Annotated in this window: 20 protein-coding genes; 12 read left to right on the forward strand and 8 right to left on the reverse strand. The window is 38.5% G+C overall.

Features of this window, described 5'->3' with window-relative positions; all coding sequences use genetic code 11:
- The first annotated feature begins 39 nt into the window (after positions 1 to 39).
- The 4 genes from FTV38_RS18405 to FTV38_RS11625 all read left to right on the forward strand — a co-directional run bounded on the left by FTV38_RS18405 (position 40) and on the right by FTV38_RS11625 (position 5,064).
- Positions 40 to 246, forward strand: a complete 207-nt coding sequence (locus tag FTV38_RS18405) for an AlpA family transcriptional regulator (RefSeq protein WP_158318646.1) — start codon at positions 40 to 42, stop codon at positions 244 to 246.
- Positions 243 to 2,291: a DUF3987 domain-containing protein gene (locus FTV38_RS11615; RefSeq protein WP_180022556.1), complete on the forward strand. Its 2,049-nt coding sequence runs from the start codon at positions 243 to 245 to the stop codon at positions 2,289 to 2,291. Before FTV38_RS18405 ends, FTV38_RS11615 begins: the two co-directional genes overlap by 4 nt.
- Positions 2,292 to 3,441: 1,150 nt before the next feature.
- On the forward strand, positions 3,442 to 4,011 hold the full coding sequence (locus FTV38_RS11620; RefSeq protein WP_168379638.1) for a 1-acyl-sn-glycerol-3-phosphate acyltransferase: 570 nt from the start codon (positions 3,442 to 3,444) through the stop codon (positions 4,009 to 4,011).
- Between the two features lie 300 nt (positions 4,012 to 4,311).
- On the forward strand, positions 4,312 to 5,064 hold the full coding sequence (locus tag FTV38_RS11625; protein WP_078194353.1) for a YebC/PmpR family DNA-binding transcriptional regulator: 753 nt from the start codon (positions 4,312 to 4,314) through the stop codon (positions 5,062 to 5,064).
- Between the two features lie 89 nt (positions 5,065 to 5,153).
- Here the strand turns inward: FTV38_RS11625 and FTV38_RS11630 are convergent, their stop codons facing one another.
- Positions 5,154 to 5,624 (reverse strand): Lrp/AsnC family transcriptional regulator, encoded by a 471-nt coding sequence (locus FTV38_RS11630; RefSeq protein WP_111885999.1) that lies wholly within the window; start codon positions 5,622 to 5,624, stop codon positions 5,154 to 5,156.
- A gap of 322 nt (positions 5,625 to 5,946) precedes the next feature.
- Positions 5,947 to 6,711 (reverse strand): glutathione S-transferase family protein, encoded by a 765-nt coding sequence (locus tag FTV38_RS11635; RefSeq protein ID WP_180012150.1) that lies wholly within the window; start codon positions 6,709 to 6,711, stop codon positions 5,947 to 5,949.
- Between the two features lie 269 nt (positions 6,712 to 6,980).
- On the opposite strand from FTV38_RS11635, the gene ychF reads away from it, so the two are divergent.
- Together ychF and FTV38_RS11645 are read left to right on the forward strand one after the other, a co-directional pair.
- Positions 6,981 to 8,072: a redox-regulated ATPase YchF gene (ychF, locus tag FTV38_RS11640; protein ID WP_078189045.1), complete on the forward strand. Its 1,092-nt coding sequence runs from the start codon at positions 6,981 to 6,983 to the stop codon at positions 8,070 to 8,072.
- Between the two features lie 231 nt (positions 8,073 to 8,303).
- The gene (locus tag FTV38_RS11645; protein ID WP_257228780.1) at positions 8,304 to 8,738 is read left to right on the forward strand and encodes a hypothetical protein; all 435 of its coding nucleotides are present in this window, start codon (positions 8,304 to 8,306) and stop codon (positions 8,736 to 8,738) included.
- Between the two features lie 64 nt (positions 8,739 to 8,802).
- Here the strand turns inward: FTV38_RS11645 and FTV38_RS11650 are convergent, their stop codons facing one another.
- Complete coding sequence (locus tag FTV38_RS11650) at positions 8,803 to 9,342, reverse strand: DUF962 domain-containing protein (RefSeq protein ID WP_180022557.1); 540 nt, start codon at positions 9,340 to 9,342, stop codon at positions 8,803 to 8,805.
- A 100-nt stretch (positions 9,343 to 9,442) separates the two neighbouring features.
- Between FTV38_RS11650 and FTV38_RS11655 the strand changes: the two genes are divergently transcribed.
- Complete coding sequence (locus tag FTV38_RS11655) at positions 9,443 to 10,150, forward strand: Crp/Fnr family transcriptional regulator (RefSeq protein ID WP_180022558.1); 708 nt, start codon at positions 9,443 to 9,445, stop codon at positions 10,148 to 10,150.
- A 96-nt stretch (positions 10,151 to 10,246) separates the two neighbouring features.
- Here the strand turns inward: FTV38_RS11655 and FTV38_RS11660 are convergent, their stop codons facing one another.
- Both FTV38_RS11660 and FTV38_RS11665 read right to left on the reverse strand, forming a co-directional pair.
- Complete coding sequence (locus FTV38_RS11660) at positions 10,247 to 10,405, reverse strand: hypothetical protein (protein ID WP_180133541.1); 159 nt, start codon at positions 10,403 to 10,405, stop codon at positions 10,247 to 10,249.
- A 434-nt stretch (positions 10,406 to 10,839) separates the two neighbouring features.
- The gene (locus FTV38_RS11665; RefSeq protein WP_078194361.1) at positions 10,840 to 11,319 is read right to left on the reverse strand and encodes a hypothetical protein; all 480 of its coding nucleotides are present in this window, start codon (positions 11,317 to 11,319) and stop codon (positions 10,840 to 10,842) included.
- Positions 11,320 to 11,422: 103 nt separating this feature from the next.
- On the opposite strand from FTV38_RS11665, the gene FTV38_RS11670 reads away from it, so the two are divergent.
- The 5 genes from FTV38_RS11670 to dapC all read left to right on the forward strand — a co-directional run bounded on the left by FTV38_RS11670 (position 11,423) and on the right by dapC (position 18,524).
- The gene (locus FTV38_RS11670; protein ID WP_078194362.1) at positions 11,423 to 12,175 is read left to right on the forward strand and encodes an AzlC family ABC transporter permease; all 753 of its coding nucleotides are present in this window, start codon (positions 11,423 to 11,425) and stop codon (positions 12,173 to 12,175) included.
- Positions 12,172 to 12,519 carry an L-valine transporter subunit YgaH gene (gene ygaH / locus FTV38_RS11675; protein ID WP_078189050.1) on the forward strand — a complete coding sequence of 116 codons (348 nt, stop codon included), beginning with the start codon at positions 12,172 to 12,174 and terminating at the stop codon, positions 12,517 to 12,519. The genes FTV38_RS11670 and ygaH overlap by 4 nt, the downstream gene beginning before the upstream one ends.
- A gap of 901 nt (positions 12,520 to 13,420) precedes the next feature.
- On the forward strand, positions 13,421 to 14,635 hold the full coding sequence (gene purT / locus FTV38_RS11680) for a formate-dependent phosphoribosylglycinamide formyltransferase (RefSeq protein ID WP_171263820.1): 1,215 nt from the start codon (positions 13,421 to 13,423) through the stop codon (positions 14,633 to 14,635).
- A gap of 29 nt (positions 14,636 to 14,664) precedes the next feature.
- The gene (glnD, locus tag FTV38_RS11685) at positions 14,665 to 17,331 is read left to right on the forward strand and encodes a [protein-PII] uridylyltransferase (protein ID WP_180009460.1); all 2,667 of its coding nucleotides are present in this window, start codon (positions 14,665 to 14,667) and stop codon (positions 17,329 to 17,331) included.
- A gap of 23 nt (positions 17,332 to 17,354) precedes the next feature.
- Positions 17,355 to 18,524 carry a succinyldiaminopimelate transaminase gene (gene dapC / locus FTV38_RS11690; protein ID WP_180022559.1) on the forward strand — a complete coding sequence of 390 codons (1,170 nt, stop codon included), beginning with the start codon at positions 17,355 to 17,357 and terminating at the stop codon, positions 18,522 to 18,524.
- Between the two features lie 370 nt (positions 18,525 to 18,894).
- On the opposite strand, the gene FTV38_RS11695 is transcribed toward dapC, so the two are convergent.
- The 3 genes from FTV38_RS11695 to msrB all read right to left on the reverse strand — a co-directional run bounded on the left by FTV38_RS11695 (position 18,895) and on the right by msrB (position 20,422).
- Positions 18,895 to 19,404 carry an energy transducer TonB gene (locus FTV38_RS11695; protein ID WP_180022560.1) on the reverse strand — a complete coding sequence of 170 codons (510 nt, stop codon included), beginning with the start codon at positions 19,402 to 19,404 and terminating at the stop codon, positions 18,895 to 18,897.
- Between the two features lie 113 nt (positions 19,405 to 19,517).
- The gene (locus FTV38_RS11700; RefSeq protein WP_180022561.1) at positions 19,518 to 20,006 is read right to left on the reverse strand and encodes a glutathione peroxidase; all 489 of its coding nucleotides are present in this window, start codon (positions 20,004 to 20,006) and stop codon (positions 19,518 to 19,520) included.
- Entirely contained in the window at positions 20,003 to 20,422 is a 420-nt protein-coding gene (msrB, locus tag FTV38_RS11705; RefSeq protein ID WP_078189058.1) for a peptide-methionine (R)-S-oxide reductase MsrB, read from the reverse strand. The genes FTV38_RS11700 and msrB overlap by 4 nt, the downstream gene beginning before the upstream one ends.
- Between the last annotated feature and the right edge of the window lie 253 nt (positions 20,423 to 20,675).

Consider the following 20,675-nt stretch of genomic DNA (forward strand, 5'->3'; position numbering starts at 1 on the left):
TTTCTCATAATGTTCATTTCAACAGTGAGCATAGATGAAATGTTGATTAAAATTAAAGATGTATGTCGTATTATAAATGCTAGTAGAAATACGGTATACGCAATACAACGAAGAGACCCTTCGTTCCCCGCGGCTATTAAATTTGGCGATAAAAAACAAGCTCGTGTTTTTTATCGTGAAAGTGAAATCAAAGATTGGGTTTCGAAATTAAACCCTTCAAATTCACAAATGGGGAGCGAAAAATGAATTCACAAATTACTTTTAGTAATACAATTGCTGTGAACATTGATCCAATTACAGGTCATAAAACAGAGTTTTATACACTCAATGCTTTTGTTGAAGCATGTATTGATCGTAACAGTTTTAAGATTAAGCCTGAGACTTATATTCATCCAGAATATATGGATTACGACTGTGACGGATGTTCTGTAATCCCTTATGTTAACCCTAAAGACTTATCTGAAGTTGTTGGTTATACCATAAGCGGCAATATAAAAAAATTTGATACAGATAAAAATCCACATGAATTACTTGATTCTAAAAAAGTAGCTTGGGTTGTTGGTGCAACAGGGGTATTTGCAAGTAATACTAATAAAGCCAATATTCAATACGTATTAGGTACGGACAATTTAGAGTTATTTTTAAAAATTGCTAATGCTGGTGATGCCATTGTATTTCACAAAGACATTGATCAGGCATATTGGATTATAAATGATGGTATGCCTGAAACAATATTTAGAGCAATGACTGGTTTTAATGAACCTGAGCAAAATCATGATTTATTTATAAAACTAGATGATAGCTTTTATATGCTTAAATCAAAGCAAATTAATTCATTTTTCTTAAGTGAAATTAATCACCTTAAAAGAAAAATTGACACAAATACATTTATGCAAGATTCAATAACACAGTGGGGAGAATTAATACCACTAGAGCATAAAATAGTACAAGTACAGGCTTCTTATCCTATCCATGCTTTTCCACTAATCCCACAACAGGCTATAAAACAAGTCTCATATTATAATCATGTGCCTATAGCATTAGCAGGTCAAACAGCTTTAGGTGTGATGGTATATGTGGCACAAGAGCACGCCCAAGCACCAAGTGATAAAACAATAAAAGGACAACCTTGTTCGTTCGGTGTGTTAACCATTTTCGAAAGTGGTGGGGGTAAAGATGAAACTAGAAATTTATTAGCAAGTTCAATTGAACAACGAGAGAATAATGCTATTAAACAGTATATGACTGACAAAAATGCTTATTCATCTTTGCCATTAAAAGAACGTAGAAATGAACAGGAACCTATTAATCCAATCACATTATATAAGAAAGGAACAACACAAGGTATTGTAAAGGCCATGTCACGATCAGTATTTAGTAGCTTTGCGTGGCAAACTACAGAGGGAGCAATGGTATTAGGTGGTTATTCTTTTAGCACTGAGACCATGGGAGAGTCTTTAGGTGTAGTTAATAGCTTGATTGATAAAGGGACATCATCCAATACCTTACACGGTAACGAGGAACCTGAATTTGTCATAGGAAAACGTTTTAGCGTTGATTTATCCATACAGGACGTCATGGCTAAGAAGGCTCTAAATAATGAGACATTAAGACTTCAAGGATTCTTGGCTCGTTTTTTTGTTGCTGCTCCTGAACCTTTGCCTGTAAATAAGGTTACCAAAGAACAGAGGCTCATCAAAGCAAGTGAAGATGCCGCAATCATTGCATTTAATGAGTTATCTGAACGATTGAAGTATCCTCCACATAAAGAAAATAGTCTAACGACCGATGAGCGTATTCAGTTCTTAAAAGATGAGGAGGCTGAAACATTACATTTAGACTTTGAAAACTATATAAAAAAAGAAGCAAATAAAACTAAAAACTATTGTGGAAAATATTACAGCATACGTCCCAACGCTTTGCGGATGATTCAATACAGCTTAAGAGTTGCTACCGTTCTAGCATATTTTACTCCTGAACTAGACTATATTGATGCCAAGACTATGCAGGGAGCAATCGATTTATGTAATTACTCACTAGATGAGTGGATTAGATATTATAACAAAGATGAAGATGAAGAAACTGACAGTGATTTAATGCTTAAGTGGCTCCTTAAACAAGGAACTGAAAAAGTATTGAAATCAAGTATTTCAACTCATGTAACACCCAAAAAATTGAGGAACAAGAATACCCGTGATGATATATTGAAGACGCTTTGCGATGGTAATTATGTGAAAATAGAAAAAATTAGTGGAAAGGAGTATGTGGTTATAAACCCTGTTCTTTTATAAAACATTGCTAAATTTGCTAAAATTCGTTGAAAGGCTTATATGATAAGGCTTAAGTAAAAGCAAAGATGAATGCTAAGTTGTGCTAAATTTGCTAAGGATATATTTGATCAGTTATAGGAATTAGCATTTTAGCAAAACTTGGCAAAACTACTTGCTAAAATAAAAACATTGTAAAACAAGGTATTAGTACCAAATTAGCATTTTAAGCATCCTTTAGATTGTATTATTAATTTAGTAATGTTGTTCGTTTGAGTTTGAGGAAAATAAATAACAAAAAATAACACAAAATATTCGTGTATCCATATTTGTACCTTATTTAAGTCTATAGAAATAAATTAATATAAAACAAATATTTAAATTTAAGTGTGGTAACGTGTGGGCCCACCATATAAAACAACCCCTTACGTGCATTAATCGTGAGGGGTTTTTTAATGTTAAAAACTAAATAAAGTCAGTCTAAGGCTTTAAAAGATATGGCAGATAACCTATAGATACGTACAAAACTTCAAGCCAGCTTGAGTAAGCCACGATTGCTTAATACGAGAAGTAGGTTATAAAAAAATACATTCAAGAAAAATTTAAAAGCTTAAGTTCTAAATACCCTTAAATAAAGTCACGATTTGTTATACTTAAAAGGTATTATTTTATTCATTATAAGCAAATGTTTTTTGATTCATGATATTTAGAAATACTATATATTTCACACTTTAAAAGCACAAATATTAAGACTCAACCTGTTCAGGCTTTCTTAAGTCCAAATAAAACTCAACAATTGACCAAATAACAATCAAAGCAAACATAGCAACAGCGAATAACACAGCAGTTAAATAAATCATGCTTGAGTTCTCCGTTAGAAAACGAGTTAAGACCAACAGGTTAAAAGTTTTAACCTACGACAAAAGTCTAATAAGAATTTCTGACGGTGCCTAGCCATATTTAGCAAATTTTTAAGAGTATTTTTATCTATGATGATAGCTTTGCTATATAAAATTTAACCGATTTATTGCTAAAAAGTATCAGTCTTCAATCCCCCTTCTTATTCTGATTTGAAATATATGCACAATTCAGATCAAAGCTCACTTAAATCCTCTTGACTGATGATCCAAACAAGCAGAAATTACACCTTTTTAAAATCACCGTATCACCGACTATGTTGAAAAAGTTTATTGGCGAATCTGCATTTAAATTGGCAGGCTGGAAATACCACGTAGAACCTGATGTTTTAGAAAATAAACAAGTGATCGTCGGCTTTGAACACACCTCAATGATGGATGCTGTTCTTTCACTGGCCCTTTGCCAAATTTACGACATTAAAATTCACACGCTGATTAAAAAAGAACTCTTTAAAGGTCCATTTAAACCTGTCCTTGAAGCGATTGGCGGTATTCCTGTAGACCGTAAAGCCAATAAAGACATCGTGACTCAAATGGTTGAGCATTTTGAAGCCAATGAAAAATTTAATTTAGTTATTGCTCCAGAAGCGACACGTGCAGAACGTGGTGAAGCACGAAAACCGATTCGTACAGGCTTTTGGTATATTGCTAAAGCAGCAGGTGTGCCGATTGTATTAATGTATGCCAACTCAAAAACCAAACAAGGCGGTATTTTCGGTAAGATTTACCCGACTGAGCTCGATCACGATTTAGCTTTAATTAAGCAACTCTATAAAGATAAAGTAGGTTTAGATATCGTGATCCCAGAACCTAAAAATAAAGACTAAGCGCCATTCACGTTTTAACGAAATACGTATTTAAAGGTATAAATGTATCGTGCTCCACGCATTGTACATTTATATCTTCCTGTTATAACAAGATAGAGCTCACCCTTTTAGCCCGATTCTCATCATAAGAAAAATTACAGTACGAGCGTTTAGACATCTCGCATTATTTTCTCAAATTTGGATATTTTTTTTTCAACTACTCAATTCCTGAAATCCAGTACTTTCACACAAAAAAGCCATTATGGTAGAATTTGCTCAATTTGATAGGCATAAGGCCAATCTACAAGGAGCATATTTCGCATGGCGGGTCATTCCAAGTGGGCTAATACTAAGCATCGTAAAGCAAAACAAGATGCGAGCCGCGCTAAAGTATTCACAAAATTTATCCGTGAAATCGTGACAGCTGCACGTTTAGGCGGCGGTGATGTAGCGTCTAACCCACGTTTACGTGCTGTTGTTGAAAAAGCATTAGTTGCAAACATGACACGTGACACCATTAATCGTGCGATCCAACGTGGTGTGGGCGGTGAAGAAAATACCGATCTAAAAGAAGTAACCTACGAAGGATATGGCGTTGGTGGTGTTGCAGTCATCATTGAAACAATGACGGATAACTTGAACCGTACTGTTCCTGACGTTCGTCATTGCTTCTCGAAAACTGATGGTAATTTAGGTACTGCTGGTTCAGTGGCTTATATGTTTACCAAACGTGGTGAGATTACTTTTGAAGATGTTTCTTTAGAAGATCAAATCATGGACATCGCTTTAGAAGCTGGTGCTGAAGATATTGAAGTAGATGAAGATGAAATTCTAGTTATCACCACACCTGAAACTTTCGGTGAGGTTCAGGATGCACTTGCAGCAGCAGGTTTAAAATCTGATAACGCCGAAGTGGTCATGAACCCTTCAACTAAAGCGTTAATTTCAGATATCGAACAAGCGAAAAAAATCATCAAAATGATTGATATGTTTGAAGATCTAGACGACGTTCAAAACGTGTATACCAACGTTGAATTTACAGATGAAGTGATGGCTGAATTAGAAGCTCTATAATTCAATCGAGTGAAGTATAAAACGCACCCTTCGGTGCGTTTTTTATTGCCTAGCTTTCAACTGTTTGAGTTTATATATGAGGGCTGCATTTAAACCTTATTTAATAAGCCATTACAGTTAAAAACATTATATTGTTTAATTACAAAGCTCGAATGTAATGCAACTACGTGTTCAATTTTACCAATGCGCTTGAGTAAAATTTCACTATAGTTTTCCATATCCCGTGCAACGACTTCCACAATAAAATCGGCAGACTGCCCTGTCACCAAAAATGCATTAATGACTTCTGGAATACTTTCTAATGCTTCTAAAAATTTAGCAAAAGTATCTGTATCATGTTTGCTTAAGGAGACCTGTAGCAGCACATGCAAACTAAAGCCCAATTTTTGATAATTAATTTCACGTTTTAGACCACTGATAATATTGTGATCAATCAATTGTTTGATCCGACGATGAACTGAACTGACCGATAAATTCACCCGCTCTGATAGTTCATTTAAATTGACATCTTCATGGGTCAAAATTTCTAAAATTTGTTTATCAAAACGGTCTAGTTCCATCGGTCTACTCCAGCCATTTTTGAAAACAGTGCTGATAATCCCGATTCATCAAACACCTGTTGTCATTTTCAATGTTATTTTAAATTTTAAAATCAGCATTTATGTGCAAGTTTTCTCATGTATAGCATGATTTATTAAAAATAATAAAGCTCAGATGCATCATATAAATAATAATTTGCATAAATATCTTGATTAAATGAATGTTTTTTCATCACGGTTTGATTTTTTATATTACCAAGTAAGTATTAAGTGGCTTAAAAAAAGCGCGCCATTAGGCGCGCTTTTTTTTAAGCAGTATGACGCAAAGTTTCATATAAAGGGCTTATACACCACGCCAATCTACCCGTGCATTCCGTTCTGTTTGGTATATGCGTTGTACATATTGACCTAAAGGCAAATCGCTCAAATAGGCTTTGTAAGCTTTAAACTCTTCTGACAAGGTTTCGCCATGCTCTTTTTCCCACGGCGTTCCGACAATCTCTAATATCGGCGCCAACATTGAACACACTGCAATATCAGCCAAACCTAATCGGTCGCCTACAAAATAACGCCCACCTTGTTCAATCAGACGTTGATTTAAATCAACCACAATTTCATCCAGTCGCTCACGTGAAGCCGCAACCTTATCTGTATCTAATTGATAACCCTTAGAAACCAGTGCCTTTATAATCGGTTTTGAATATTTTTCAAACTGACGTAAATAGCCTTTTTCACCAATTAAAATATCAAGTGATTCTTCACTTTCATTTAATACATGTGCCAACCCCCAACGGCGCACATGTTGGCCTAACTCAATGGAGAGTTCATTAATTTCTAAAGCGTCTTCACGCAGTTTGACATCTGGACGGATCAGACTATGTTCGGGGTAGGTCGCATCCAAGTAAAAGGCGATTTGAGTTGAATCTGCAACCCAATGATCTTGATCACGTAAAATCGGTAATTTGTTTTGCCCTGTTTTAAGCTGTGCAAATGCACGATGCACACCCGGCATTAAATTATGAGCCACATAATCCAACTCTTTGTGATCGAGTAACCAGCGCGCCTTTTCACAAAAATGTGAGAGTGGAAACTGGTAGAGAGTTCGCATAAATGCTCCAAGTTTTTGTTGTAACTGTGGTTTATAAAACCCAGTAATTTTATAGGGATACTTTAGTCACTGTGTTATTGAAACACAATGTCATTTTTGCACCTATTCTGCATCCGTAGTGCAACTTAAGCTTTATTCAGACGTGAATTCATCTCGATCTCAGCGCGATTCAATAAGATATACATTCTCCTGCCCATATCACCTGACTTTATTATGGCTTTCATGTAAAATCATCCACAATTTTTTTATAATACTTTGTGAGTTATTTCATGGGTTTTAACTGTGGTATTGTCGGCCTGCCGAACGTTGGTAAATCAACGCTTTTCAACGCATTAACCAAAGCTGCGATTGCTGCTGAAAACTTCCCATTCTGTACAATTGAGCCAAATACTGGGATCGTACCTGTACCTGACCCACGTATGGATAAACTTGCTGAAATTGTAAACCCACAACGTGTTGTCCCAACCACGATGGAATTTGTGGATATCGCAGGTCTTGTTGCTGGTGCATCTAAAGGTGAAGGGCTTGGTAACCAATTCTTAGCTAACATTCGTGAAACGGATGCTATTGCACATGTTGTACGTTGTTTTGAAGACGAGAATGTCATTCACGTAAATGGCAAAATTGATCCACTTGACGATATCGCAACAATCAACACTGAACTTGCACTTGCTGACTTAGAAGCTGTTTCTAAAGCAATTACACGTCTAGCAAAATCTGCAAAAGGTGGCGATAAAGAAGCGATTGCGACCAAAGCTGTTTTAGACAAAATCTTACCTTTACTGGATGAAGGTAAACCTGCGCGTGCAGCTGACCTTGATGAAGATGAACGTAAATTGGTGCGTGGTTATGGCTTCTTAACCCTTAAACCAACCATGTATATTGCCAACGTTGCAGAAGATGGTTTCGAAAATAACCCTCACTTAGAAGCAGTGCAAAAATTAGCTGCTGAAGAAAATGCAATTGTGGTTCCCCTTTGCAACCAAATCGAAGCAGAAATTTCATTACTTGAAGATGAAGATCGTGCTGAATTCCTTGAAGCTTTAGGCATGGAAGAACCTGGTCTAAACGTAGTTATTCGTGCAGGTTATGGCTTACTTGGTCTTCAAACATACTTCACAGCTGGTGTACAAGAAGTTCGTGCTTGGACAGTAAAAATTGGTGCAACTGCACCTCAAGCTGCAGGTGTGATTCACACTGACTTCGAAAAAGGCTTTATTCGTGCTGAATGTGTTGCCTACAACGACTTCGTTCAATACAACGGTGAAGCCGGCGCTAAAGAAGCAGGTAAATGGCGTTTAGAAGGTAAAACATACATCGTTCAAGATGGCGATGTTTTACACTTCCGTTTTAACGTATAAGATAGCACCCATAAAAAGCCAGCAATTTGCTGGCTTTTTTAATTTTAGGCAAAAGCTCAAGCCAAAAAATATGCATATTTAAAAACTTAAAACCTGCTTAAAAACAAAATTATATCGACACGAATACATGATTTGGTTGCCGAGTCACCACAGTGCAACGACTTAAATCTCTACCGTTCTGCTATAAATTTACTCATAGGCACTAATGCCTATTTTCATAGAACAATAGCAATGAAAAAAATCAGCACAATTCTAACAGCAGGTATCTTTACAATGCTTAGTGCAACTGCGTTTGCATGTCCACAAGGCACCACACTTACAGGTGGTACAGGTGCAAACCATAAAGGTGGTACTTGTGTTTCCATTGCTAAAGATGCAAAACATCAGGAACGTACTGCTACACATGCAGCACAAGTTGCGCAGCATGATGCAAAAATCGCTCGACACGATGCAAAACAAGCCAGCCAATTGGCTCAGAGTAAAGTGAAACATAATCAAAAATTAGCAAAACATGATGCAGCTCAAGCAGAGCATCTTGCAACACAAGCAAAATCAGAAGCTAAAACTTCAGCCCATGCTGCCAAAGCAGCAAATACTGACGCAAAAGCAAAAATCGCTGCACAAAAGGTGGCAGTGGAACAACATAAAACTGCTGTGAAATCCTAAACAGTTGAGAATCAACACATCGCAAAAAAAAGCCGGAATTATCCGGCTTTTTTATTCAAATCATTTATGGGTGAGCAATATGTAATGCTTTTGCATCCATCTCTGCGCGCTGTCTTCTTGCTTCTGTCAGCATGCGTTGTTCAAGCTCTTTACGAAAGCCTAGTAGAAACACAAACTCAGCTAGAACAAATAAAGGCCCTATTGCCAAGCCAATGACATCATCCATAAACGCAGGCTTTTTCTTTTCATAATAATGACCGATAAACTGGATGATCCAACCCACAACAAAGATCCCCACACTCCAGATCAACCATGACATAAGGCTCATTTTTGCGATCATTAAGGCTAAGGGATATGTGACGGCAAACACCAAAAGCATAATCAAACCGAAAATTTTATCTAAACTCAGGTAATAAATGACACTGGCAATAATCAACAACAATGCAAGGGTCAGTTCAAAACCTGAAATCATTAGCCCTGCTCGTGCGGTTAGACACATAATCGAAAATACAATAAGCGGAATACCCACAAAATGCGTCAGCACATTTTTTCGATCTAAATGATATGCTGCATATTGGCTTAACAGTCTTTCAAGTTTGCTCATTAACTTACTCCTTGTTCATTCACTCATTTCACTATATAAAAAATGCATCAATAAAGTTGTCATCTAATAGACAAGTTGGACCATAAAATAAGGATATGCTGTGCTGGACGCTCAATATGTGCATCAACTCAATAAAAATGTGTGGTATTCAGGCTTAAATCTTTCCTTCCAAGACTTTATCTGCCGCCATGCCCTGACTTTAACTTTCGAAAAATACGCACGTGTTTTTTTATCAGGACAGCGTTTTAATGGTATGTATGCAGTCTTAGATGGCGCAGTTCGCTTAGGCTATATTGATATTCATGGCAAAGAAGCTATTGCCGCCATTGCTGAGCCAATTATGTGGTTTGGCGAAATATCCTTGGTTGACCAATTACCACGCTCTCACGATGCCATCTGTATCAAAAAATCCACCTTATTACACTTACCGGCTCAAGCAATTCAGCAATTATTACAACAACATCCTGAGTTTTGGTTTCATATTGCCCAGCTCACCAGTCAAAAACTTCGCTATGCCTTTATGGAACTCATTGCCTTACAAACGCAAAGTTTAAGTCAACGTCTCGCACAGCGTCTGCTGTTTATTTTAAATGGATATGGAAATCATTTGGAAATTGAGCAACACACCATACACATCTCACAGGAACAACTTGCGCAACTGATGAATTGCTCAAGACAATCAGTCAATCAGGAGCTTCAGCAGTTGGAAAAAATGCAGGTGCTTCGTGTTGCGTTTAAACAAATTGAAATTTTAGATCTAGCGCAGTTACATCAGATTGCTCATGCACTTCCTGTGCATGATGTCTGACATTTGTGATTTAAATAAGTGCATTTAATTGCACCAGAATGATTCTTTATAGTTATTTTGCTTTTATTTGTAGCACTTCGCTTTATCGAATTTTGATCAAGACAATAATTGGCAAACATTTACACTGTCAAAACCATTTGTACATGCTGCAACTTCTTGAGTTGATGCTTCTGATTTATCTTCAGTCGCTGCTTGTACATTGACTGCTGTAGTCAAAACAGCCAAAACCGATAACATCATTAATGTTTTTTTCATCTTAATCACCTATTCAACGTCTTTAATTTAATTTACATACTTCATCTTTTACGCAGTTATTTTTACATATTTTATCAAATACTGATAATTTTAATTTTTTATCACATTATCTATACTTCGTATTATTAATATTTTAAAGATATTAATTAAAGAGAAGGACAGACGACTGGCGTTCTAAAATGGGGAGTTTTTAACAATAAATTCTTCTCAAAAGATATTTTTACAATTCATTATCAATGCTTTATCTATTTAAATTCAAAAAATAAACATGCAAATTTGAAACTAAGCTCAACGCAAAGACAGCAGTCTGATTTATTTTTTATATGAAATAGCGATACTTTTAGGAGAAATTATCAATCATCTATTATAGATTTATTCTTGTTTTTTGATATTTTCCCAAAAAAAAGCAGTGAAACTTCACTGCTTTGATCGGGTTAAATGCCTACTTTTTTCGGATCGGTATTTCCGAGTTCAGGGTTTTCAATCGCACCTTTGCATTGATTTTTATCACGCTCATAATCTGCTTGCTTTTGTGCAACAGTCGAACTCTGATCAATACTTTCACGTGCCCAAATTTCCAAACTTGTCAAAGCCTTACGACACAGTGCATATTTACCTTCAGTCACAGAATCGGTCATTTTGACATTGATACGCCATTCGGTACTCAATTTACGTGCTGGAACACGAACTTTCTCTTCCATCTGATCGACTTGTTTTGCATAAACAATCGGATCCGCTTCATTGATAAACGCCCAAGCTTTGGCAGCATACTCCGTTGCATCATTGGTTAATTTGGGTGCTGCTTTAATTTCGACTTGAGCTTGTTCAGCTCCATCATTACCACAGGCCTGCAACAACACCGTGCTGCTCAATAATGAAACAATCAGTATCCCACGCATCTTTAACCTCTGCATATCCAGCTCATTTCAGCAAACATATTCGGCACTATGCTAGTGAATTCGCGTACAATACTCAATCATCATTTGACCTGTTGTTCAACTCTTTCAAAGGTGTGTCGTGTCTGAGCACAAACTTCCTACAGTTCAGCCTGCGGGTTTTTGGCAAGGTGCTAAAGATAGTCAAGCTATTATCTTTACCTATCTTCCTGTTTCTTTTGCATTTGGGGTTTCTGCGACTCAATTTGGTTTCACTGCGTGGGAAGCCTTATTTTTATCATGCTCTATGTATGCCGGTGCCAGTCAGTTTCTCGTCGTTGCGTTACTGGGAAGTGGAACATCCATTTGGATGACTGCACTCACTGTGATTGCTCTCGATATACGCCATTTGCTCTACGGTCCTGCTTTACAAAACCTGATTCAAGACCGACTCAATTTAAAGAAAACGGCAGTTTGGGCTTGGGGTTTAACCGACGAAGTTTTCGCATCAGGCATGATCAAACTGTCGCAACGTCGTCAAGAATGGTCAGAATCTTGGATGTTAGGACTCAGCTTATTTAGTTGGCTGTCTTGGGCAACAGGCTCATTTTTAGGCGGTTTATTTGCCGATCAAGTCAGCAACCTTCCACAATTTTTACAAGCCGCACTCGACTTCCTACTGCCTGCATTGTTTTTAAGCTTTTTACTCGCAGCATTTGAGAAAAAACATACATTTGTGGTCACGGTTACAATTATTGTTTCTGCGATTGCCTGCTACTTTATCGACTTGTCTGCTGCGATTTTTATCGGTATTTCTTCTGGTATTTTTGCCGGTTTATTCAAACATTATGTCTTAAAGAAACCTGATCCTGAACATATGGGTGAAGCATCATGAATCTAGAAATTATCTTGGTTGGGATCTTGGTCGGGATTGCGAATTTTGCATCACGGTTTGGGCCATTTTTTGTAATTCAGAAATTTCAGCAAGGTTCACAGCAGCGTGGTTCTTTATGGCTCAAAATCGCTTTGGGCTCGATTGGCATTGCCGCAATTAGTTCAATGTTGGTGGTTGCAACCTTACCACCTTTGCTTGAGACACCAAATAAAAGCTTTGCCATGTTGGTTGGTTTTGCTGTGCTTGCAGGCTTGTATTTCAAGTTTAAAAAAATTGTCCCTGCTACACTGACTGCGGCACTGACTTACGGCTTAGTCTATACCTATATACCTTTTCATCTCTAAAGCTGAGTCAGCGACAATCCAAATAAAAACCTCAAGCACAAGCTTCTTCAGCCTGTGCCTTTTAATTAGCAATATTTATGAGATAGTCAACGCATAACATAAAAATCTAGCGAAACCCCATAGATGGCAAAGTACCATTGTATTCAAGGCAAAATTTATATTCATTCTAGACAACCATCTGAATTGAGTTGGGGACTGCAAAAGCCCATCGAAAGCGTATATTTGAATGCTTCATTCAAAGCCAGCTATTCAGTGCTAATTTCTGCGCTGTACATTGCCAATCTACAGATCAGATCCGCGCCATCTATATAGAGAAAAATCAACAAAAAATGATTGTGGGTTTATATAACTGCACACAGCAGATTCTGCACTTACATCCACGTCGCCTGATGTTTTCACACATATCGATGCCTCGTCTGTTCAGCAATTTTCTGCAGCTGATCGGCTTCTTATTGGTTTTTCTATTGTGCATTTTCAGCCTCAGTTCATGGCTCAATTCATCATTTCACCTTCTATCGGTAGCTGCAGACGCACTCTATTTCACTGCCATTTTAATTGGCTTAATATTGATTTTATGCATATGCGCCGTACCACTGCTCGGATTGCTGTACTGGCCCAACTTCCGCCAAACATCTGTGCAGCTTTGTGCGCTTCAATGTGCAAATTTGGATATTGAGCCATTCCCTGCATCTGTAAAAAATGCAGGTATATTTAAAGTGAATTTAAATAAAAAACAACTAATTACCACTTTTTAAAGATTTTAACAGATAAATAATTACACGAACGCTCCCCCATAAAGATATAAAAAAAATTGTTGGACAATATCATTTATTTATGTGAACACTCTCTTATCTCTCGAACAAGTTCTGCTATGCTTAAATTCCCATAAAATCAAGCATGGATGATTTACATGAGCGTCACTATTGGTACTCCACTTCAGTCTTCAGCGTATAAAGTCTTACTGTTAGGTTCTGGTGAACTCGGTAAAGAAGTTGTGATTTCATTGCAACGTTTGGGTGTAGAAGTTCATGCTGCCGATCGTTATGACCATGCTCCTGCCATGCAAGTTGCACATTTTTCTCATACTTTAAATATGGCAGATCCTGAGGCACTTAAAGCTTTAATTTCTCAAGTGAAGCCTCATTTGATTGTTCCTGAAATTGAAGCTATTGCGACTCAAGTTTTAGTCGAGATCGAAGAACAAAATATTGCCACTGTCATTCCTTCTGCAAAAGCTGTCAACCTGACGATGAACCGTGAAGGGATTCGCCGTCTAGCTGCCGAAGAGCTTGGACTCCCGACTTCAGCCTACCGATTTGCCAATACCCTTGAAGCGTTCCGTGCTGCATGCGATGACATTGGCTATCCAAACTTTGTTAAGCCTGTCATGTCTTCTTCGGGTAAAGGACAGTCACGTGTAAAAAGCTTTGATGAAGTCGATGCTGCTTGGGAATATGCACAAACAGGTGGACGTGTAAATCAAGGTACAGTGATTGTGGAATCACAAATTGACTTTGACTTTGAAATCACCCTGCTGACTGTTCGTGCAAAAAATGCAGAAACAGGTGAAATTGAAACATCATTTTGCGACCCGATTGGCCACCGCCAAGACGCTGGTGACTATGTAGAAAGTTGGCAGCCACAACTCATGACTGCTCTTGCTTTAGAGGAAGCCAAGCGTATTGCCAATAAAGTAACCATTGCATTAGGTGGATGTGGCATTTTTGGGGTGGAACTGTTTGTCAAAGGCGATAAAGTATGGTTTAGTGAGGTATCACCTCGTCCACACGATACAGGCCTTGTCACGCTTGCATCGCAATTCCAAAGCGAATTCGAACTGCATGCACGTGCCATTCTTGGTCTGCCTGTGAATACTGCTCGACACAGTACTGCTGCGAGCGCAGTCATCTATGCAGGCGTGGATGATACCAATTTATCATTTACTGGCTTAAATCTTGCTTTGGCTAATCCAGACACCGATTTACGCCTCTTTGGTAAACCAGAAGGCTTTAAACGTCGCCGTATGGGCGTAGCAACAGCACGCGCTGAAACCACAGATCACGCGCGTGAACTTGCTCAACATGCTGCACAACAAGTCAGTGTTCAACAAAACTAAGTTTGTAACACCTTAACGGACCACTGTTCATGATCAATACGCTTCCTCTGCTGAATTACATTAAAAGTAACCACGACATTCAGGCGATTAACCAATGGCGCTCAGATGTTGAAAATCAGCTACAGGAATGCTTTGAAAATGGACAGTCGATTCGTGATGTGATTTTGGCTCGTTCGAATCTAATCGATGAAGCCTTAAAGTTCTTATGGACACATGCTGAACTCGACCAAACCGATCTCGGTTTATTTGCTGTCGGTGGCTATGGTCGCCGCGAAATGCTGCCTTACTCCGACGTCGATATCATGATTTTGTCTGAAGATGAAATCAGCCCAGAACAAGAAAAACTCATCTCCAGCTTTATTTCAACTCTTTGGGATGTTGGTAATTTCAAACCGGGCATCAGTGTGCGTACTATTAATGATTGTGTTGCTCAAGCCACCAATGATTTAACTGTAGCAACAGCTTTGATTGAAGCACGTTTGATTGTGGGCAATGAACACCTAGCCAAATGGCCACGCCGTATCGTGTCACAGACATGGACGGATAAAACCTTCTATGATGCCAAAATGCAAGAGCAAGCCAAACGCTATGCTCAACATAACAATACCGAAAGCAACTTAGAACCCGATATTAAAAATGCGCCCGGCGGTATCCGTGATATCAACCAAATCGGATGGATTGCTAAGCGTCATTTCCGTGTCAATCGCATCTATGACCTTGTACATTTGGGTTTTATTTCAGAGTTTGAACTTGGCGTTCTTGAAGAAACAGAAAGCTTTCTTTGGGAAATTCGTCATCATTTACATCGCTTAACCAAGCGCGACGAAAACCGATTATTGTTTGATTATCAACGTGACATTGCCGCTAAATTTGGCTATCAACGTGAAGAAGGTAAATCACCGAATTATCCAATCGAACAGTTCATGAAACGTTACTACCGTAGCGCTCAGCAAGTGACGACGTTAAATGAAATGCTCTTGGCTTATTTTAATGAATCTGTCATTACGCCACGCTTGCCTGACTATGAACGTAAAATTGAAGAGATCAATGCTAACTTCAAATTAGTCGATGGCAAATTAGCGGTACAGCATCATAAAATTTTCTCTGAAAATCCAAGTGCTATTCTAGAAATTTTCTACCTCTTGGCGAATCGTCCAGAAATTGAAGGGATTCGTGCCCGAACTTTACGTCTATTGTCACTTGCAGCAAAACGTATTGATCAGAACTTCCGTGACAATCCTGCACATCAAGCCTTATTTATGGCGATCATTCGCTCACCCTACCGTTTATACGACACCATGGTGGCGATGAAACGTTATGGCGTGCTCGGCAACTATATTCCTGCCTTTGGGCAAATCATGGGACTCATGCAATATGACTTGTTCCATATTTACACTGTCGATGCCCATACCCTATTACTACTACGTAATTTAAACCGTTTTAAAGAGCCTGAATTTGCTAAGGACTTCCCTGTCGTTAGCTCCGTATTCCAACGACTGGCGCGCCGTGACATTGTTTATTTAGCGGCAATTTTCCATGATATCGCCAAGGGTCGCGGCGGTGACCACAGTGAACTTGGTGCAGCAGATGCAATTAAATTCTGCCGTACCCATGGGTTTACTGAACGTGAATGCAACCTTGTCGCATGGTTGATTCAAAACCATCTATTGATGTCCGTTACTTCTCAGAAAAAAGACATTTCCGATCCAGATGTGGTGAAAGAATTTGCTGAGAAAATGGGCGATATGGAGCATCTCGACTATCTCTACACCTTGACAGTTGCTGATATCAACGCAACCAATCCGACACTTTGGAATACATGGCGTGCATCCCTCATGCGCCAACTGTATACACAAGCGCGTGATGTGATTCGTTCTGGTTTGGGTCGTCCTGTAGATTATCCAATGCTGATCGAAGACACTAAATTTGCGGCCAGTGAACTATTAGTCAACGATTTTTCGCTCTACGATGTAGAAACTGTTTGGCAAGAACTCGGTGATGAATATTTCCTGAAAGAATCTGCCGATGAAATCGCATGGCATACGCGCGCCATTTTAAAACATGGCAATAATGCAGAACCATTGGTGATGATGCGAGCACATCGCAAATTTGCACAAGATGCGGTACAGATCTTTATTTACACTCAAGATCAACCTAACTTGTTTGCGACCACAGTGGCTATTTTGGACAGAATGAATCTAGATGTTCAGGATGCTCGAATTATCACTGCATCCACTGCATTTAGTTTGGACACTTATGTTGTACTTGACCGTTTTGGCACTTTATTAACAGATCCTGAACGTGAGCAAACTGTTATTGAAGCACTCAAACAAGCCTTGAGCCAATCTGACAAGTATCCAGGCCTGATGCAACGTCGTATCCCACGTCAACTGCGTCATTTTGATATTGAAAATACCGTGAGTATTTCTTTCAATGAAGCACTTCAACAAAATATGGTTGAAATTGCGACACTTGACCATCCGGGCTTACTTGCTAAAGTTGGTGGTTTATTTATGATGCAAGGTCTAGATATTCACTCTGCGAAAATTGCAACGCTCGGTGAACGTGCTGAAGATATTTTCTATGTCACTAAAAAAGATGGCTCACCTATGAGTGATTCAGAAGCGGAAACGTTTGCTGCACAGTTAAAGTCAGCACTCGATGAAGCATCGAATCAGGTTTGTAGTCATCATTAACTTAAATTATCGGTATCCATTCCATGAACTCCAGTTTGTCATTATTGCACCCTTATCCATTTGAAAAGCTGAATAAGCTATTTCAGGATGTGAAACCCGCAGATTTACCTTTGATTCCACTATCGATTGGTGAACCAAAGCATCCTGCACCGGAGTTTGTGAAACAGGCCATTATTGATAATTTTCAGCACTTATCAACTTACCCAAACAGCAAGGGTTTACCTGAGCTTCGTACGAGCATTGCAAACTGGTTAACCCGTCGCTTTAAACTCAATAGCATCAGTGCAGATACCAACGTACTACCTGTGTCAGGTACGCGTGAAGCGATCTTCTCGTTTGTACAAGCTTTGATTAAACGTGAAGATGCCCCATATGTGGTGATGCCAAATCCGTTCTACCAAATCTATGAAGGCGCAACTTTACTTGCGGGTGCAGAACCTTACTTCATTAACTGTACAGAAGAAAATAACTACCTTGGCGACTTTGACGCTGTGCCAGCTGAAGTTTGGGAAAAAACCACTTTACTGTTTGTCTGCACACCGGGTAATCCTACAGGTGCGGTACTTTCTAAAGAACAGTTTAAAAAACTGATTGCACTGTCTGACCAATATAATTTTGTGATTGCATCTGATGAATGCTACTCAGAGCTTTGGTTTGATGAAGCACCTGTTGGTCTGCTTGAAGTCTGTGCTGAAATAGGCCGTGATGATTATAAGAACTGCGTGGTATTCCACTCACTGTCTAAGCGTTCTAACTTACCGGGTATGCGTTCTGGCTTTGTTGCAGGTGATGCTGCGCTTTTAAAACCTTATTTACAATATCGTACTTATCATGGCGCTGCGATGCCTGTTCAACACCAGTTAGCTTCAATTGCAGCTTGGGATGACGAAGCACACGTCGAAGAAAACCGCGTCCAGTACCGTGCAAAATTTGAATTATTCCAACGCGAACTGGGTCACCTACTACCATTACAAAAACCTGATGCAGGGTTCTACTACTGGTTAAAAGTGGATAATGATGAAAGCTTTGCCAAAATGCTCATGGAAAAAGCACACGTTAAAGTGCTTCCAGGCCGTTATTTATCGCGTGATACAGCACAAGGTAATCCGGGCGAAAATCATGTGCGTTTAGCCCTTGTTGCCGATATTGCCCAATGTGAAGAAGTGATTCGTCGCTTAAAAGCAGTACTTTAATTGATTTAAAGCGTTTTGCTTAGAACAAAAAATGCCCCAGATTTGGGGCATTTTTATTTGAGTTATTTCTTAAACATCATTCAAAGAAAATCATTTAGTAATAACTATTTAGAAACATTCAATAAGAATCAATTATTGAGAAACCATTAGAAATCAAATGTAGCACTCAATTTAAATGTTCGAGGTTCGCTCAGTGTTAAACGCTGTATGAAAAATAAGTATGATCATAACGGATTGTTGTAAAGCGAATAGATAAGCAGACATCTGAAAGGTTTTAGCTAGTTGCAAAGTAATATCTTTCTTTATCAATTAGATCCACCAGTAATAACAGATCATTTATGGAACTCAAAATTTGCCTTCTGCTATAAGCTTATTGAGGTGGATGAAGAGTAAATTCATATTCAACGGTATAACTGAGATTTTTATCAACCATCGGAATAGGTTCAAGTCGCGCAACCAATAGGGATTTTTGTACTTTTTGATCAAAGCTTTTAGAGCCTGAACTTGCGATGAGTTTTGAGCTACCAATATAGCCTGTTGCAGCAATCACAGTGAGCTGTAGTTTGACAGGATGCTTATATGTTTTCATTTCAGACGCAGACAGCACATATTGTGGTGCATTTACCCAAGAGACTTCATACATTTTCGGTTTGACATGTGGATCAATTACATCGGCAACACGCGTAGGTTGGTATTCTTCAACAGGTGTTTTTAATAATTGCAATAATGCATTGACCCGAGCATCTGTCGTGCGGTCTAGATTGCTTGCAACAACAGACATTTTTGTAGGTTCAGATGCACTTGGATTGCTATCTGCCCAAGCTATCCCCACACATACGGGTAAAAAAAACGTTAAAACACAAATTCGACGTTTAACCATCTGCTTAAACAATGTTATGACCTTCAAATAAAGACACTTCAGTATAAAACATCCAAAAAAATAAAGACGCTTCCGCGCCTTTATATCAACCTCAGTTCGGCCAATAATTCACTTCATTTTGACTGAGCTAAAGCTTTTTCAATATCTTCATTCAATGTTTCAGGCTTGGTCGTGGGTGCATAGCGGTTAATAACTTGCCCATTTTTGCCAATTAAAAACTTGGTGAAGTTCCATTTAATACCATTACCCAATACGCCTTTCGAGTTATTGGTTAAATAACGGAAAATCACATGCGCTTCAGGGCCTTTTACATTCACTTTGGCAAATATCGGAAAAGATACGCCATAGTTTTTTTGACAAAACGCGCCAATTTGATCATTCGAACCCGGATCTTGTCCGCCAAATTGGTTGCATGGAAAACCTAAAACCTCAAAACCTTGATCTTTATATTGTTCGTAAATTTTCTCCAAACCAGCAAATTGAGGAGTAAACCCACATTTACTAGCGGTATTTACAATTAATAAAACCTTGCCTTCATAATCTGCAAAGGATTTATTACTTCCGTCCAGTAATTCTGCTTCAAACTGGTGAATGGTGGTCATGGATAAGTTTCCTCATCATTTTTTTCTTTTGTTTCTAATTCTAAGGATGCCGAATTAATACAATAACGTAATCCAGTCGGCTGTGGGCCATCAGCAAAAACATGCCCTAAATGTGCGTCACAATGATGACAAACAATTTCTGTTCTGACCATACCGTGTGTCGTATCTACATTTTCTTCCACCGCAGCAGGTTCAATTGGCTTATAAAAGCTCGGCCAACCACAACCGCTATCGTATTTTGTTTCAGAAGAAAAAAGCGGTTCCCCGCAACAACGACATACATACGTGCCAGCTTGTTTCGTATTCCAATATTTTCCAGTGAAAGCTTGCTCCGTGCCTTTCTGACGCGTTATGCGAAACTCTTCTGGCGACAATTCTCTTTGCCATTCTCTTTCTGTTTTATTGAGTTTTCCCATTTTGCCATTCTCTTTCTGTTTTATTGAGTTTTCCCATGATGACGTCCCTTTATATCGTGGTATTTAAAATAGGATAATCCTATATTTACGTCATTCAATCTTAAATTTCTAGTCTTTATTCAACAATTTACAAAATCTATATAATGACCCAAAAAGCAAAAAGTAAGCAAATATAAAATCGTGGTGAGCAAAATGCCAAATTAAATGCTTTTTTGTGAGCACCTTTAGTGATAATCTTAGCGCTACTCTTGCT

Origin of the sequence: Acinetobacter sp. YH16044 (assembly GCF_013417145.1) — a bacterium.
GTDB lineage: Bacteria > Pseudomonadota > Gammaproteobacteria > Pseudomonadales > Moraxellaceae > Acinetobacter > Acinetobacter amyesii.

Coding starts and splice junctions, on each gene's coding strand:
- FTV38_RS11620 (WP_168379638.1), top strand. CDS start 3,442: ATGTTGAAAAAGTTTATTGGCGAATCTGCATTTAAATTGGCAGGCTGG.
- FTV38_RS11665 (WP_078194361.1), bottom strand. CDS start 11,319: ATGCAGAGGTTAAAGATGCGTGGGATACTGATTGTTTCATTATTGAGC.
- FTV38_RS11615 (WP_180022556.1), top strand. CDS start 243: ATGAATTCACAAATTACTTTTAGTAATACAATTGCTGTGAACATTGAT.
- FTV38_RS18405 (WP_158318646.1), top strand. CDS start 40: ATGTTGATTAAAATTAAAGATGTATGTCGTATTATAAATGCTAGTAGA.
- FTV38_RS11695 (WP_180022560.1), bottom strand. CDS start 19,404: ATGGTTAAACGTCGAATTTGTGTTTTAACGTTTTTTTTACCCGTATGT.
- FTV38_RS11660 (WP_180133541.1), bottom strand. CDS start 10,405: ATGAAAAAAACATTAATGATGTTATCGGTTTTGGCTGTTTTGACTACA.
- FTV38_RS11645 (WP_257228780.1), top strand. CDS start 8,304: ATGAAAAAAATCAGCACAATTCTAACAGCAGGTATCTTTACAATGCTT.
- FTV38_RS11700 (WP_180022561.1), bottom strand. CDS start 20,006: ATGACCACCATTCACCAGTTTGAAGCAGAATTACTGGACGGAAGTAAT.
- FTV38_RS11625 (WP_078194353.1), top strand. CDS start 4,312: ATGGCGGGTCATTCCAAGTGGGCTAATACTAAGCATCGTAAAGCAAAA.
- ygaH (WP_078189050.1), top strand. CDS start 12,172: ATGAATCTAGAAATTATCTTGGTTGGGATCTTGGTCGGGATTGCGAAT.
- msrB (WP_078189058.1), bottom strand. CDS start 20,422: ATGGGAAAACTCAATAAAACAGAAAGAGAATGGCAAAGAGAATTGTCG.
- ychF (WP_078189045.1), top strand. CDS start 6,981: ATGGGTTTTAACTGTGGTATTGTCGGCCTGCCGAACGTTGGTAAATCA.
- dapC (WP_180022559.1), top strand. CDS start 17,355: ATGAACTCCAGTTTGTCATTATTGCACCCTTATCCATTTGAAAAGCTG.
- FTV38_RS11650 (WP_180022557.1), bottom strand. CDS start 9,342: ATGAGCAAACTTGAAAGACTGTTAAGCCAATATGCAGCATATCATTTA.
- purT (WP_171263820.1), top strand. CDS start 13,421: ATGATTTACATGAGCGTCACTATTGGTACTCCACTTCAGTCTTCAGCG.
- FTV38_RS11635 (WP_180012150.1), bottom strand. CDS start 6,711: ATGCGAACTCTCTACCAGTTTCCACTCTCACATTTTTGTGAAAAGGCG.
- glnD (WP_180009460.1), top strand. CDS start 14,665: ATGATCAATACGCTTCCTCTGCTGAATTACATTAAAAGTAACCACGAC.
- FTV38_RS11630 (WP_111885999.1), bottom strand. CDS start 5,624: ATGGAACTAGACCGTTTTGATAAACAAATTTTAGAAATTTTGACCCAT.